A 16,196-nucleotide genomic window follows, 5' to 3' on the forward strand; every position below is an offset into this window, starting at 1 on the left:
ACTACCTCAATTAAGGTGAAGATCAATGCGTTTATACTGAATTGTTCGACACTAAGGTCGAAAACCAGGTAACGACATCGTTGAAGCTCTGCTCTGACCAGTCCTTCATCAACAGAAACTCGGGTATCAGCTGCGACTCCTTCCACCACTGATCATTTTCTATTCCCGTCAACATAGACGGCAGTAAAACTAAGGCGGCCAACACCACAATCAAACCACGGGTGGTGCCAAATATCATACCTAGCAGACGGTCGGTGCCGCTCAGGCCAGTGCGCTTAACAATCATTGCAATAAAGTGCGTCGTTAAACTGCCAAGCACCAAAGTCCCGGCAAATAACAGCACATACGCCAATAATTCTCGCAGATAAATTTTGTCAACTAGGTTTTCTAGCAGACCAACAGCTTGGTTGTGGAATGCCACGCTTACAAAAAAAGCAACTGCCCACGAGGCCAGTGACAAAGCCTCTTTGACAAACCCACGAATCAAACTAATAAGTGCTGACATGGTGACGACGCCAATAATGGCCCAGTCTACCCAAACAAACGTGCTTAGCACTCTAAACAGCTCCCGTGGAATTTCGAGACGCGAATTCTAACAAGCCCGCGCTCCCAGCCCAAGTAAGATTTCACTCTGAGCGTTAAAATGACGACACTATGGTTCAAAGCGGTTAACGATCGACTTTACGCCGAATCGCTGATTAATTGCAGATTGCTGGGCAATAGCCTTCTCTTCGCTCACTACCGGCCCGACTAAAACGCGGTTTAAACGCTTACCATCGCGTTGAATTTGGTCTGTAAACGCTTTATAGCCAGCACTTTGCAGGGATTTTTTAAGCGCGGCAGCATTGCCTTCATTGCCAAACACCCCTACCTGCACCACCCAAGCTAACGGCAGCCCATGTTGATCTAGGCCGGGTTTGGTCGCGACACTAGGCCTTGGCGTACTAGTCTTTTCCGCCGGTACCGGTGCCGCCGCTGGCTTTGGCTTTACTTTAGGCGCCGGCGCCTCAGCGACTGGGAGCGGCTTAGGCTTGGTGTCTACTGGTACTTGCGACGCGTCATCGTCAACACGCGGAACCGGCTGAGGCGGGAGCAGCTCGGTGTTCGCCGGCAATATCCCCTCGGGCCGCTCCGGTTCAACCGCAAGCAGGGGCTCATTCTGTGGTGCCGCCGGAATTTGACTGTGACGATCAAGCTTAGAAGCGGCCGGGCCGGTAAACAGTAAAGACCACAATATTACGCCGCCGCAAAGCAATACCAAGGCGCCAATTAAGCGTTGTTTCATCATAATATGGTTCCTCTGGGCGCCACTGCCGAATTCAATGTAACTCCCCCATTTTCAGACAAGTACAACATCGCTGCTGCCACAGTGAAAAAAGAGCCAAAAACCACTAGGCGATCACCCCTTTGCGACTGACCCAAAGCTCGCCGCAAACTTTCTGCCACCGAGCCCCCGCATTCGACACCCGATACTCCCAGCGCCGCCAACTGCGCAGCGACATCTCCACTAGTCGCTGCGCGGGTATTTCCATGCAGATCAGCCAACACCCAACTATCAAAACTAGGCATTAAAATAGTAATCATTTCCGCAAGGGCCTTATCAGCCATCACTGCAAACACACAGCGCGTACGCCCACTAACCTCGTGATCACGCAAATGTTCGCGCAGTGTAACAACTGCGGCAGGGTTATGCGCGACATCTAAGACAATATCAACGCCATCGAGCACAATATGCTGACAACGGCCCGCTAAGGTAGCTCGACGTAGACCTTGGCACACTGAGCCTTCGGAAACAGGCATGTCAAGATGCTGCAAAGCCTGTAAAACTGATGCCGCGTTGTCTAGCTTGAGTACCGGCATAGGTAAGCCGCGGTACTCGACGGGCTCACCATCAGCACCTACACCCCGCCACCGCCATTGATTCGCAGAGGCACTGTAAGTAAAAGCCTGCTCCCTAACAAATAATCGAGCACCGATATCTCGACCATAATCCAACAAAGACTGCGGAGGACGTAAATCGCCCACCACAGCGACCTGCCCCTTCCTAAAAACGCCCGCCTTCTCACGCCCGATCACCTCTCGGTCACGGCCCAGCCACGCCTCGTGATCGATCGCGATTGAGCTGACAATGGCGATATCAGCATCGACAATATTCACCGCATCCAAACGGCCGCCAAGACCGACCTCAAGTACCACAACATCGAGTTCAGCTCGCTGAAAAAGCCACAGCGCGGCCAAGGTGCCGAATTCAAAATATGTGAGTGAAGTGAGCCCGCGCGCCGCATCTATTGCCGCAAACGCAGAGATTAACTCGTCATCACTGACTAGGCGACCATCAATGAGAATACGCTCGTTGTATTCAACGAGGTGAGGAGAAGTGTATGTACCAACCCGATACCCTTCGGCGCGCAGTATGGCGCTGCTCAGCGCCACACAGCTACCTTTGCCGTTAGTGCCCGCGACGGTAATCACTGGCATAGCTAGGGCGATATTAAGAGCCTTGGCAACGACAGATACGCGCTCAAGACCCAAATCAATCTCACGGGGGTGCTGGGATTCCAGCCACCGCAACCAATCATCAAGCCTTGTGAAGCGCATCGCTTTTCTAATGCTTAATGCGTGTAATGAGTCAGGTTAGATAAAACTCGACTTAAAGTGTCACGCATATCCGCGCGGCGCACGATCATATCAATAGCGCCATGGGCGAGCAAAAACTCGCTTCGCTGAAAACCTGGGGGCAACTTCTGCCGAATAGTCTGCTCGATAATATTGGGGCCAGCAAATCCAGCTCTTGCACCGGGCTCAGCAACATTAATATCACCCAACAATGCTAGGCTCGCTGACACCCCGCCATAGATGGGGTCGGTCATGACCGACACATAAGGCACGCTGTTTTGCTTCATGCGCTCTAGAACCGCACTGGTCTTGGCCATTTGCATCAGGGATATCAGCGCTTCCTGCATACGCGCACCACCGGATGCAGAAAAACAGATAAGTGGCCAACCTTCTTTCATTGCAACATTGGCTGCCTGGGTGAATTTCTCGCCCACTGCCGAGCCCATTGATCCACCGTGAAAATTAAATTCAAAAGCCACAACGACAACGGGCAAACCCTTTACCTTACCGGTAAAGGCGATGAGCGCATCTTTTTCCCCCGTGGCTTTTTGCGCTGCGGATAGGCGATCGCGATACTTCTTTTTATCTTTAAATTTAAGACGATCTACAGGCTCGATGTGGCTTAGAATTTCTTCACGGCCAGTCTCATCTAAAAAGAGTGAAATACGACGGCGGGCACCAATGCGCATATGGTGGTCGCACTTTGGACACACGTCCATATTGCTTTCCAATTCTGGGCGATATAACACCGCCTCGCATTTCACGCATTTTTTCCAAAGCCCTTCCGGAACAACCCCTTTCGCGCTGCGTTTTTCTGACTCTACCCGACGCACTCCCGAAGGAAGAATTTTGTCTACCCAACTCATAATCCATTCCTGTTAGTTATAATCAGCCACTGGCTGAATTTACAAAATTATTATGCATAGCAATATGTGTAACGCGCCGCAGGGCCGCCACCTTATCGCATTCACACGAAAAATGGCATCATAGCGCAAAGACACTTAGAGCAAAATCATTACCAGCAATCAGACGTCAATCGCGGCTCTCATTTCGCCTATCAAGCCCACAACGGATGGAATCCACTCTTCTGCACTCTGACTCCGGTCGGCTTTAACCAAGCGCTCAATCAACGCACTCCCGACAACAACACCAGCGCACAAGGGCGCCAAAGCCGCCGCTGAGGCGCCATCTTTTATGCCAAAGCCCACAGTAACGGGCAAATCTGTGTGTGCTTTAATATTGTTTAATAATTGGGTAACCGCGGCAATATCCAAATTACCCGCCCCAGTAACGCCTTTGAGAGCGACACAGTAAAGATAGCCGCTGGCGAGCGCCGCAATTTTTGCTATTCGCGCATCGTCTGTTGTCGGCGCCAACAAGAAGATATTGTCGATGCCCGCATTTTTAAGGATTCGACTTGGTTCTTCCGCTTCCTCCGGCGGCATATCTACGGTCAATAAACCATCGACCCCGGCTGCGGCTGCGCGCTCGGCAAACACGCTGTAACCCATGCGTTCAATGGGGTTGGCATAGCCCATTAACACAACCGCGGTTTTACTGTCTGTCTGGCGAAACTCCGCGACCATTGCCAAAGCCATGGTTAATGACACCTTATGCGCCAAAGCCCGCTCATGAGCTAACTGAATAACCGGGCCTTCGGCCATTGGGTCAGAAAACGGCACACCTAATTCGATTATATCGGCACCTTGGCGAACCAGCTCATGCATCAGACTGACCGTCACCGACGGCTCTGGGTCGCCAGCAACAATATACGGCACTAGAGCCTTACGCCCCTGACTCTTTAAACTTGCAAATAAAGCAGCTAAACGACTCAAAATACTTCCCCGTTATTCAATCCCAATACCGTCGAGTGTTGCAACGGTATGAATGTCTTTATCACCGCGGCCAGATAAATTCACCACAATGTGTTGTTCCGGACTCATGGTTTTAGCCAGTTTCTCAGCGTAAGCGACTGCGTGAGCAGACTCCAAGGCAGGCATAATGCCCTCAACCAAGGTTAGCTTGCGGAAAGCGGCCAAAGCTTCGTCGTCATTAATTGCAACATAATTGACTCGTCCCATATCTTTAAGCCATGAGTGCTCGGGACCAACGCCTGGGTAATCCAAGCCAGCAGAGACAGAGTGAGTTTCAATAATCTGGCCCGCCTCATCCTGCATCAGGTAAGTGCGATTGCCGTGCAATATTCCCGGAATACCTTCATTTAGCGGCGCCGCATGCTCACCTGTGGTAAGACCATGACCGCCAGCCTCAACGCCGTACATTGCAACATCGTCGTCATTTAAGAAGGGGTGAAATAAGCCAATCGCGTTAGAGCCGCCACCAACACAGGCAACCAAGGCGTCTGGCAGACGGCCATTCTGCGCCAAACACTGCTCCCGTGCTTCGCGGCCGATGACAGACTGAAAATCTCGAACCAGCATCGGGTATGGATGCGGACCCGCTGCAGTACCAATAATGTAAAAGGTGTCATCAACATTCGTTACCCAGTTACGCATGGCTTCATTCATGGCGTCCTTCAAGGTCCGCGAACCCGACTTAACCGAAATAACTTCCGCACCGAGCAATTTCATGCGGTAAACGTTTAAGGCTTGTCGCTGAATATCATCCTCGCCCATAAATACCTGGCAGCTCATACCCAGGCGCGCCGCTACAGTAGCGGTCGCAACCCCGTGCTGGCCCGCCCCGGTTTCGGCAATAACATGCTTCTTACCCATGTATTTTGCTAGCAAGGCCTGGCCAATGGTGTTATTTACTTTATGAGCGCCGGTATGATTAAGGTCTTCACGCTTTAGATAAATTCGTGCACCGCCAAGCTCTTCGGACCAGCGCTTAGCGTAATAAAGCGGTGACGGCCGGCCAACGTAGTGTGCTAGGTCGTGATCAAACTCAGCCTGGAAGGCAGGGTCTTTGCGCAGTCGCTGGTAGGCCTCAGCCAACTCGTCTAAAGCGAAAATTAAAGTCTCAGATACAAACCGACCACCATAGGGACCGAAGTGGCCCTTGGCATCTGGAAACTGGCTAAAATCAGGTGTTACTACCTTACTACTCACTCAATCCTCCCGTCGATCAGCAAGGCTGACCGCTTCAATAAATCGCGTCATTGCGTGGCTGCACTTAACGCCCGGTGCAGCCTCTACCCCGCCACTGACATCTACGGCATAAGGCTTGCAGCTCACTATTGCCGCATCGGCATTTTCTGGGCGCAGGCCTCCGGCAAGGACCAACCGCTGCTCACTACTTTTAGGGAAACGCCCCCAGTCGAAGGATTCACCCGTACCACCGGGTACACCCGGTTTATAGCTGTCTAGTAATATTGCCGAGGCGCTGCCGTAGGTGAGTATCACCTGCTCTACGTCGATGTCATCACGCATTCTGATGGCTTTCATATACGGCTTTGCGAAGGACTCACAATACTCCGGCGTTTCATCGCCATGAAACTGCAATAAATCCAAAGGGCACGCTGCCATTACTCGGCGTACGTCTGCAGCATTCGCGTTTACGAATAAGCCGACTTTGCTAACAAATACCGGTAATCCAGCCATTAGCCCTGCGGCCTGCTCAGGCCTGACATAGCGCGGGCTTGCCTCATAAAAAACAAAGCCCAAGGCGTCTGCGCCAGCACGTATTGCTGCAACAGCATCTTCAGCGCGGGTAATACCACAGATTTTTACGCGGGTACGGGACACTCGGATGTACGACCAGGCAATTAATTGGAGCGAATATTAACAAATAAGCTAGGGATGTGTCTGTAAAACCCCGCTTTAGGACACAAGAAAATCGGGGCCCAAATGGGTTGGTGGCAAATTAAAGCGCTCAGGGTAGATAACATCGACCAAATACAAGCCGTCAGGCTTCGCGGTTACCCCGCCTTTGCTGCGATCCCTGCCATCCAAAACTTGCTGCGTCCAGCCCACAGGCATTTCACCACTGCCAACAGCAATAAGCACGCCGGCGATATTTCTGACCATGTGATGCAAAAAAGCATTACCGGCAATATCAATAACCACGTAGCGACCACGTCGACTTACGTTGGCAAAATGGATATTGCGCATCGCTGTTTTTGACTGGCAAGACGCGGCCCGAAACCCGCTAAAATCTTGTTCACCAATTAAAACCTGAGCCTCTTTATGCATAAGCGACTCATCGAGCGCGGTATCGACTAAGGTCACACCGTGAACAAGATGAGCGGAGCGACGGGGCTGATTGAGAATAACATAGCGATAGCGCCTAGCAGTCGCAGAAAATCGGGCATGAAAATCATCTGGAACGACTTTCGCCCACAGCACGGCGATATCCTTCGGTAGCTTGGCGTTGACGCCAGCCACCCAGGACTTTAAGGACCGGCTTACTGGCGCATCGAAATGCACAACCTGATGAGTGGCATGCACCCCCGCATCAGTTCGCCCAGCGCACATGACGATCACAGGCGCTGCCGCAATTGCGGAGATCGCTTTTTCAAGCACCTCCTGAATCGTTGCTACCTGGGGCTTTAGCTGACTTTGCCAGCCGCGATAAGCACTACCTTGGTACTCAAAGGCCAGTGCTATCCGACTTCCGGGGGCTAATTGCTCATCGGCAAAGCGATCAAAACTCGTCATGCCAACTGCCATATCTGTTGATTAGCCAATAATATCCAATAGTGCCTTGGCATCACTTTGTTGCTGAATATCCCCTTCGACCAAGACCTCTTCAAGCATTTCGCGTGCGCCTTCACTGTCGCCCATATCTACATAGGCTCTGGCAAGATCTAGCTTAGTTGCCACGGATTCGGTGTCGAGTAAGTTATCAAACTCCTCTTCGCCTTCGGTCGCATCAAATTCGTCAAAACTCAAGTCTTCAACCGCTATGCCACTGTCGGTAGGCTTAACGGCCGATTCAGTACCACTTAATTCTGACTCACTTTCAATATTATCTGAGACCGCATCACCGTCACCAGCGTCCATAAAGAAGTCATCATCTAAATCCAACGAGCTCTCAGCATCACTGCTAGCGCCAGCGTTAAATGACGTTTCGCTCGGCGGTGACGTTGCAGCTGCAGGGTTTACCGGCGTATCGAAATCGGCCAAATTAAGATCTAAATCGTCATCTGCACTAAAGTCGATGGATTCAGAAAGATCTGCATCAGCATTAAGCGTCGTGGTATCGAGCTCGAGATCAGTTTCGTCGAAGCTAAAGTCCTTATCAGCAGAGAGCAACTCCTCATTCTCGTCGCTTGTGCTGGCGAACTCAGACAAACCCAAATCGATACCATCGTCAGTACTATCGGCTTCGCTAGCCTTAGGCGGCAAGGAATCAGGCTCAGAGCCATTCGCGGAACTTTCTGCGGTTTCCTCTGCTTCATCAAATGCAGAAAAATCAAACTCGAAATCATCATCTTCAGTAAGGTCACTGACACCCGCAACGCTATCACTATCGAGCGATGAGGACTCCGCCTTGGTAAGCTCACTCAACTCAGGCTCGTCATCACTGACATTATCCAATCCGCTGTCATTTTCAGCGCTCGCCGCGGCACTCGGCTCAAAATCAAAATCGAGATCGGCTAAATCGACATCGAGAGACGCCAATGCATCCGCCTCAGCACTGCGAATTGACTCGTCAACGACATCACTCTCAGCAAGCATGCCACTGTCTTCTGCTTTATCCTCATTCAACTCATCTGCAGCAGCCCCCGTCAACGCAGCTTCAGCGAAGTCGTCAACGTCAGTAGCTTCTGGGGCATTCGACTCCGCGACATCCTCTGCAATCACTGCTTTATCAATAACAGTGTCGCTACTGGCTAATTCCTCTTCGCCAAGCTCAAAGTCGAGGTCGTCGTCAAGCTCAAAGTCCAAGTCACTATCTACTAACTCCGGGCTGACCTCATCCGCTACGGCCAAATCAAGATCGAAATCGCCGTCGTCTTCAAGCCAATCACTTACCCCTTCAATTGCCGACATAGATTCTTTAACGCGGGCAATTGCATTGCTATCCCCCAAACTTTGCAGCCCGGCAAACGCCAACGCAAAATTATCACGATCCCGAGTATCCAAATAAATATCAACCAATTTAACTTGTAAATCGGCGTTGCTAGGGTCCTGGCTTATGGCCGTTTTCAATAAGCTCGCCGCTTGATCGTAGCGGCCGTAAGCGACATAAATATCAGCCTCAGCAACAATATCACCGGTCTGGGGTTGCACAGCCTCAGTTTCAATTGAACTAACACTTACCTCGCCCTCATCCTCCTCCACCATCACTTTGTCGGAGCCATCTACGGAGGCGTCAAGCTTATCAAAATCAAAATCGTCGGCATTAAAGGACTGTTCACGACCTTCGTCGGCCGAATCACTCAGCTCGGTAGCGTCGGTATTTCCAATATCGAAATCAAAAGTATCGCGCTCCGCCGAAAACACATCTTGCTCGGCGGCGTCATTGCCAGCCAAACTCGCCTCAAAAGCGGCAAGATCAGCCTCGCTATCACTCTCGTTACCACGACGACGCAGTATTAAAATCAGCAGGGCCAGTACCGCAACGCCCAAACCAATAAATTTCACAAAACCATTGCTCAACCAAGCCTGAGCAGTCGCCAGTAAACTTGCACCAGAAGACTTAACACTATCGATTACAGAAACTGTCTCATCCACCTCAGCAACTGCTGGCGCTTTAGCCTCTGCGACACTCTCTGTTTGCAGCGGATCGGTGATTACTACTTCGCTACCGCTATCCACATCCACAACTGGCGCCATTGCCTTTTGCTCGGCATCCGATGCCACAACAAGATCGCTATTATCTTCGCCTACAGCGCGTGTTTCAGAGATAGAAGGCGTTTCGCCTTTTGCCAGACCAGTTTGCAACGCGGCCAACTGGCTATTTTTAAGAGTGATCAGATTTTGAAGAGTGCGAATCTGCTTTTCCATTTCAATGACACGGGCTTGCATAGCGCCGTTTTCTAGCATTGATTTTTCGAGATTCTCCTGTTCTTCTCGCACCTTTTGGCGCAGTGCGTCAACGTCGTTACTCGCGGCTGTATCGCTGCCAGCACTGCCAACGGAGAACTTAACTGCCTGCTCTTCAATTGCTGGCGTTTCCCGGCCAGATTTATCGGTAGCATCAAGCTGCGGCGCGCTGGCTGAGGCAGGATCGGGTGACGAGCTTTTCGCAGAGGTCGACGCAGACTTTTTTTCAGGGCTTACTCGGCTAACTTTTCCACCACGCCACTCAACTGCTTGAGCACGAATTTCGTCAACAGCGTGATCGTGACTAATTTCACGTACTTCAGCCTCACTGGGTATACGCAGAATATAGCCAGATTTGATTCTATTCACGTTACCCGCGACAAAAGCCTTTGGGTTCTTTTTCAGCAGCGCCAGCATCGTTTGCTGTGTGGTCACATAAGAACTCGGGCGCAATTTATCAGCAATCTTCCACATGGTATCGTGGTGCTGGACGCGGTATTCCGTCGCGTCAGCGGCTTCAGGTAAACTTTGCTGCCGATCAATATCGCGCGCTTGCGGGGCAACGCGGCTGGCAACACCAATACTGCCACCCTGCTCGCGAACAGGCATCACTTCATTGACCACGACAGGCCTAACAACAGGTGCACTTTGCACGGCGCTGCGCGCCACATTCACTGTCGGTGCCGGAGACGCTGGGGCAAATACCGGCAAATCCAATAACACCGTGTATTCACGATTCATTTTGCCGTTGGGCCAGCGCACTTCTAATATAAAATCGAGGTAGGGCTCTTGGACTGTTTTCGCAGTCGTAACAATGATCCGACCATTTCCACCGGATTGCAGCTCAACCTGAAACTGGAGTGAGCTAAGAAACTGGCTGCGTTCAACACCAGCACGTTCAAAAGCAGAATCATCGGCTAGGGCAATTTTGATCTCGGCCACGTCCAGCTCGCCAACATCCCGCAACGGGATTTCCGCGCGAAAAGGCTGATTTAACGCCGAATCTAATGTTAAGTCCCCCAAGCCCAACGCGCTCGCAAATCCGCTATGCAGGGCACCCGTTACCAGTACCGCTGTTGCAAGCCTCTTCCTACCCATATTGTCACCGTCTGTGTCTTAGCACTCAGCTCTCAGCGGCTAAACTGAAATACTGCACTTAGATAATTAAATCCATCTTTCAAATAATACGCAGCGTGAAGCCCGACTGCATCTCCAAATCACATGCGTAGATATTAGCTAGATGTTGATTTTAATCAAGTTTTTAAGTAGCTCAATAATGTTAAACACCGCACCTTTACGGAGATTATCACCGACTACGGTACAACGAAAGGCTGTTTCTTCACGTCGATCATAATTAAGCTGATCAATATCTATACATTCACTGCCTTGCAGGCAAACGGGCGAGGCCTGCTCAGCATCATCATTTGGAAATAAGCGAAAGCGCGAATCGGCACTTAATCCCGCCTTCAATTCCGCCAAATCCGGCCGCGACACACAGCCAACTCGCAACATAATCGTGTGCCCATAGAACACTGGCACCATCATCACATTTGCCGAAATAGTGACGCCATCACCGAGGAGTCGGCTTAAATTATGCTCTAATTCAGCCGCTGCACGGTCTGCTGGCTGAGGCAAAACATTAAAGGCAATCTGCTGACCCAACACAGTTTTATCCGGCGTTTGCCCACCAAGTAAGCGTGCCGTTTCTGCCGCGAGCGCTTCGATGCCATCTCGACCGGCAACAGAAACAGCCTGAGCGAGACTCACATCAACACGACTAACTGTCGATGGCGGCAGCTGCTTTAATAAAGCTGCAATATGGCTAGCAGGCGCATCAGCAATAGCAAAGCATTTGCCGCCGACAACAGCCTCCCCCTCACAAAACACCTGCACGTCGTCGCGCTGCGCCAAGGTATCGGTAGCATCAAGCACCACAATACCGGCATCACAGGCATCATCGACCAAGCTTGGATCACTGCCCACTTCGGGTAAAAATATAGCGAGATCTACCGCACTAAAATCAGCGTCAGTGGGTGCCTTAACACCCACCGGCCGCCCCTTAAACATCGCGGTTTCGCCCTCGGCATCAACCGCGAACACGCTTGCACTTTCGATACCAAGGTCTGACTCAGACAAGGCTTCCAACAACGACTCGCCTTCAAGCCCTGTGGCCCCAAAAACCGCAACGCGTTTAAAGGCCATTACTTTATATCTCCCAGCAGGATTCGCAGCATCCGACGCAGCGGTTCGGCAGCGCCCCACAGCAACTGGTCGCCGACGGTGAATGCTGACAAATACTGCTCGCCCATATTCAATTTACGCAAACGGCCAACCGGCACATGGAGCTTGCCGGTAACAGCAGTAGGTGTCAGTTTGGCAAGGGTTTCTGCGCGATCATTAGGTACCACTTGCACCCAATCATTGGCACTGGCCAAGATACTTTCAACTTCGCTAATCGCCACATTTTTATTCAATTTAATGGTCAACGCTTGACTGTGGCAGCGCATAGCACCGATCCGCACGCAATTACCGTCAATCGCGATAGGCGATTGCTCACGACCAAGAATCTTATTGGTCTCGGCCTGCCCCTTCCACTCCTCACGGCTCTGACCGTTTTCAAGCTGAGTATCAATCCATGGCAATAAGCTGCCAGCCAAGGCATGGCCAAACTGCTCTTTAGGGAAGGCATCGCTGCGCATCATTTCGGCAACCTTGCGGTCGATATCAAGGATATTTGAACGCGGATCAGCCAATTCATCGGCAACACAATCACGCACACTGCCCATTTGCGCGATTAATTCCCGCATGTTTTGCGCACCGGCGCCACTGGCCGCCTGATAAGTCTGAGCACTCACCCACTCCACCAAGCCTTCACGGAATAAACCGCCCACGGCCATAAGCATCAAGCTCACTGTGCAGTTACCACCGATAAAGTTTTTAACGCCACGACTTAAACCGTCTTTAATCACGTCGAGATTGACCGGATCAAGAACGATAATGGCATCATCTTTCATCCGTAGCGACGAGGCCGCGTCGATCCAGTAGCCATCCCAGCCACCCTCACGCAGCGCCGGGAACACTGCCTTTGTGTAATCGCCGCCCTGACAAGAAATAATGATATCCATCTGCCGCAATTCGGCGACATCATTGGCATCTTTCAATGCCTCAATATCACGACCAATTGCTGGGCCCTGACCGCCGACATTGGAGGTAGTAAAAAAGACCGGCTCAATACCATCAAAATCATTTTCGTCCAACATACGGCCCATTAATACCGAGCCAACCATTCCGCGCCAACCTACAAATCCTACTTTTTTCATAACGACTCCTAAACCTGTTTTGCAACCAGCGACACCGCTAGCGCTAATATCCGCCGTAATTCATTCCTTAAGCTTTAAAGCGCAGCAATAACTGCATCGCCCATCTCAACGGTGTTCACCAAGGTGCTTCCCGGTGAGAAAATATCGCCAGTGCGCAGGCCCTTATCCAGCACTTTACTCACTGCGTCTTCGATCGTTTGCGCCGCTTCCGCCTCCCCCAAGGAGTAGCGCAACATCATGGCCACCGACAAAATAGTGGCCAATGGGTTAGCCTTATTTTGCCCCGCAATATCCGGCGCCGAGCCATGACAGGGTTCATACATACCCCGACCATTCACATCCAACGAAGCCGACGGCAGCATGCCGATCGAGCCGGTAAGCATAGCGGCGGCGTCTGACAAAATATCACCAAACATATTGCCGGTGACGATTACGTCGAATTGCTTAGGTTCGCGAATAAGCTGCATTGCGGCGTTATCGACATACATATGGCTCAGCTCAACATCTGGGTAGTCCTTGGCCATATCATCCATGATCTCCCGCCACAACATGGTGACTTCGAGGACATTGGCCTTATCTACCGAACAGAGCCGCCCGCCACGCTTTTGCGCTGCCTCAAAGGCGACCTTGCCGATGCGCCGAATCTCTGACTCGTTGTACACATAAGTGTTAAAACCTTCGCGCTCGCCGTTTTCCAACACTCGAATGCCGCGGGGCTGACCAAAGTAAATCCCACCGGTCAGCTCTCGCACAATCAGAATATCCAAACCGGCAACCAGCTCCGGCTTTAGCGACGACGCATCCGCTAATTGCGGATACAAAATCGCGGGGCGCAGATTGCCAAATAAATCCAAACGGCTGCGAATCGCCAATAAACCCGCCTTCTCCGGCCGATCCGCTGGCGGCAGTTTATCCCACTTTGGCCCACCTACCGCGCCAAGTAAAATGGCGTCAGCGCGAGCGCATAGTTCAAATGTCGCCTCGGGCAAAGCATTACCATGAGCATCAATAGCCGCACCACCAACCAATGCATGCTCTAGCTTTAAATCTAGCGAATAGCGGGTGTTAATGTGTTCTAAAACTTTTACAGCTTCCGCCATGATCTCGTGACCGATGCCATCACCGGGCAATATTGCAATTGTTCTTTGTGTAGACACGTTAGTTTCCTTTATTAATACGTTTACCGAGCTGATAGCTTAAGCAATATGTTCGCGGAACAACCACGGCGCAGTGCTTTGTAACTTGCTTTCGTAAGCGCGAATATCGTCGGCGTCTTGCAGGGTTAAGCCGATATCATCCAAGCCATTAATCATGCAGTGCTTACGAAACTCATCGACCGCAAAGGGGATGGACTCCCCCGAGGGCGTAATAACCGTTTGCGCGGGCAAATCAATTTTGAGCTTATAGCCTTCGTCTGCATACATCTGGGCAAACAAATCAGCGACTTTTTGTGCTGGCAAAACAATTGGTAAAACGCCATTTTTAAAACAATTATTAAAAAAGATATCAGCAAAGCTAGGCGCAATTACGCAGCTAAACCCGTAATCTTCAAGTGCCCACGGCGCATGTTCTCGACTCGAGCCACAGCCAAAATTCTCCCGCGCCAACAAAATTTCAGCGCCTTGATATCGCGGAAAATTCAATGGAAAGTCTGGATTCAAGGGCCGCTGACTGCAGTCTTGGCCCGGCTGCCCTTCGTCAAGATAGCGCAGCTCATCAAACAAATTAGGACCAAAACCGCTGCGCTTAATCGACTTTAAGAACTGCTTGGGAATTATCATATCAGTATCAACATTAGCGCGATCCATTGGCGCCACAATACCGTCTAACACTGTAAATGCCTTCATAGCCAACTCCTCAAATCCAGTCCCGAACATCAACAAAATGACCTGCTACCGCTGCGGCGGCAGCCATCGCGGGGCTTACCAGATGGGTGCGACCACCGAAGCCCTGGCGCCCCTCAAAATTGCGGTTTGAGGTCGATGCGCAGTGCTCTCCAGCACCCAGTTTGTCGGCGTTCATTGCCAGACACATCGAGCAACCAGGCTCGCGCCACAGCAAGCCTGCTTCGATAAATATCTTATCCAAGCCCTCAGCCTCGGCCTGCTTTTTAACCAAGCCAGAACCGGGCACCACCAAGGCCTCTTTCACATTCGCGGCCACTTTTTTACCACGAACGACGGCGGCAGCTTCGCGTAAATCTTCAATACGCGAATTGGTGCAAGAGCCGATAAACACGCGATCCAATTTAATATCAGTAATCGCCTGCCCCGCACTTAAACCCATATACTCCAGCGCCCGCTCACAACCGCTGCGTTTGGCGGAGTCCGTGTAATCATTGGGGCTAGGCACGAAGCCATTAATGGGCAGAACCATTTCGGGGCTGGTACCCCAGGTTACTTGCGGCAAAATGTCAGCGCCGTTGAGCACCACCGTCTCATCAAACACCGCATCGCTGTCACTGTGCAGAGTCCGCCAATAGGCAACCGCCTGATCCCACTCGGCGTCATTGGGTGCAAACGGACGACCCTTGACGTAGTCGAGGGTAATATCATCTACCGCAACCATTCCTACTCGAGCGCCGCCTTCTATCGCCATATTACAGATGGTCATACGACCCTCCATAGACAGCTTGCGAATTACCTCTCCGCCAAATTCAATCGCATAGCCAGTACCACCGGCCGTCCCGATTTTGCCGATAATGGCCAACACCACATCTTTTGCGGTCACGCCGGGACCGAGTTCACCATCAACCCGCACCAGCATGTTTTTGCTTTTTTTCTGAATCAGACATTGGGTCGCCAGCACGTGCTCTACCTCAGAGGTACCAATACCGTGGGCTAAAGCACCTAAAGCGCCGTGAGTTGCAGTGTGGGAGTCGCCACACACCACTGTCATGCCTGGCAGGGTTGCGCCCTGCTCGGGGCCAACCACGTGAACAATACCTTGGCGCACATCATTAATAGAGAATTCGGTAATCCCAAACTCACTGCAGTTTTCGTCCAAGGTACGCACTTGAATACGCGACACTTCGTCGGCAATGGCTTCGACACCGCCGCTGCGCTCTACCGCTTCGGTGGGTACATTGTGATCAGGGGTAGCCAAATTCGCCGTTACCCGCCATGGGCTGCGGCCGGCCAAACGCAGGCCTTCAAATGCCTGGGGCGAGGTGACTTCGTGTACCAAGTGACGGTCGATATACAGCAGCGCCGTGCCATCGTCGCGCTCTTTTACCAAGTGAGCCGCCCACAATTTGTCATATAGTGTTTGTCCAGCCATATCCTGTTCCGCCGTACTATCTAAAAGA

The 16,196-nt window shown here is 51.5% G+C and carries 14 protein-coding genes; all 14 read right to left on the reverse strand.

Features of this window, described 5'->3' with window-relative positions; all coding sequences use genetic code 11:
• Positions 1-31 precede the first annotated feature (31 nt).
• A complete protein-coding gene (locus ABYT30_RS00255) occupies positions 32-556 on the reverse strand; it encodes a CvpA family protein (protein WP_373078476.1) in 525 nt (174 codons plus the stop codon).
• Between the two features lie 96 nt (positions 557-652).
• Complete coding sequence (locus ABYT30_RS00260) at positions 653-1,288, reverse strand: SPOR domain-containing protein (protein WP_373094838.1); 636 nt, start codon at positions 1,286-1,288, stop codon at positions 653-655.
• Positions 1,285-2,598 carry a bifunctional tetrahydrofolate synthase/dihydrofolate synthase gene (folC, locus tag ABYT30_RS00265; protein ID WP_373078480.1) on the reverse strand — a complete coding sequence of 438 codons (1,314 nt, stop codon included), beginning with the start codon at positions 2,596-2,598 and terminating at the stop codon, positions 1,285-1,287. Before folC ends, ABYT30_RS00260 begins: the two co-directional genes overlap by 4 nt.
• 14 nt (positions 2,599-2,612) lie before the next feature.
• Positions 2,613-3,482, reverse strand: a complete 870-nt coding sequence (accD, locus tag ABYT30_RS00270) for an acetyl-CoA carboxylase, carboxyltransferase subunit beta (RefSeq protein ID WP_373078483.1) — start codon at positions 3,480-3,482, stop codon at positions 2,613-2,615.
• A gap of 159 nt (positions 3,483-3,641) precedes the next feature.
• Entirely contained in the window at positions 3,642-4,451 is an 810-nt protein-coding gene (trpA, locus tag ABYT30_RS00275) for a tryptophan synthase subunit alpha (RefSeq protein ID WP_373078485.1), read from the reverse strand.
• Positions 4,452-4,463: 12 nt separating this feature from the next.
• On the reverse strand, positions 4,464-5,687 hold the full coding sequence (gene trpB, locus ABYT30_RS00280) for a tryptophan synthase subunit beta (protein ID WP_373078487.1): 1,224 nt from the start codon (positions 5,685-5,687) through the stop codon (positions 4,464-4,466).
• Positions 5,688-6,323 carry a phosphoribosylanthranilate isomerase gene (locus tag ABYT30_RS00285; RefSeq protein ID WP_373094839.1) on the reverse strand — a complete coding sequence of 212 codons (636 nt, stop codon included), beginning with the start codon at positions 6,321-6,323 and terminating at the stop codon, positions 5,688-5,690.
• Between the two features lie 75 nt (positions 6,324-6,398).
• Positions 6,399-7,235: a tRNA pseudouridine(38-40) synthase TruA gene (gene truA / locus ABYT30_RS00290; protein ID WP_373078493.1), complete on the reverse strand. Its 837-nt coding sequence runs from the start codon at positions 7,233-7,235 to the stop codon at positions 6,399-6,401.
• 21 nt (positions 7,236-7,256) lie between these two features.
• Positions 7,257-10,667: a FimV/HubP family polar landmark protein gene (locus ABYT30_RS00295; RefSeq protein ID WP_373094842.1), complete on the reverse strand. Its 3,411-nt coding sequence runs from the start codon at positions 10,665-10,667 to the stop codon at positions 7,257-7,259.
• Between the two features lie 138 nt (positions 10,668-10,805).
• Positions 10,806-11,771 (reverse strand): Asd/ArgC dimerization domain-containing protein, encoded by a 966-nt coding sequence (locus ABYT30_RS00300; protein WP_373078497.1) that lies wholly within the window; start codon positions 11,769-11,771, stop codon positions 10,806-10,808.
• Positions 11,771-12,889, reverse strand: coding sequence for an aspartate-semialdehyde dehydrogenase (asd, locus tag ABYT30_RS00305; protein WP_373078500.1), 1,119 nt, complete (start codon positions 12,887-12,889; stop codon positions 11,771-11,773). The genes ABYT30_RS00300 and asd overlap by 1 nt, the downstream gene beginning before the upstream one ends.
• 74 nt (positions 12,890-12,963) lie before the next feature.
• Entirely contained in the window at positions 12,964-14,046 is a 1,083-nt protein-coding gene (leuB, locus tag ABYT30_RS00310) for a 3-isopropylmalate dehydrogenase (protein ID WP_373078501.1), read from the reverse strand.
• A gap of 39 nt (positions 14,047-14,085) precedes the next feature.
• Positions 14,086-14,736: a 3-isopropylmalate dehydratase small subunit gene (gene leuD / locus ABYT30_RS00315; protein WP_373078503.1), complete on the reverse strand. Its 651-nt coding sequence runs from the start codon at positions 14,734-14,736 to the stop codon at positions 14,086-14,088.
• 10 nt (positions 14,737-14,746) lie between these two features.
• Complete coding sequence (leuC, locus tag ABYT30_RS00320; RefSeq protein WP_373094861.1) at positions 14,747-16,168, reverse strand: 3-isopropylmalate dehydratase large subunit; 1,422 nt, start codon at positions 16,166-16,168, stop codon at positions 14,747-14,749.
• Positions 16,169-16,196 lie beyond the last annotated feature (28 nt).

It is taken from the genome of Zhongshania sp., from assembly GCF_041623545.1.
Classification (GTDB): domain Bacteria; phylum Pseudomonadota; class Gammaproteobacteria; order Pseudomonadales; family Spongiibacteraceae; genus Spongiibacter.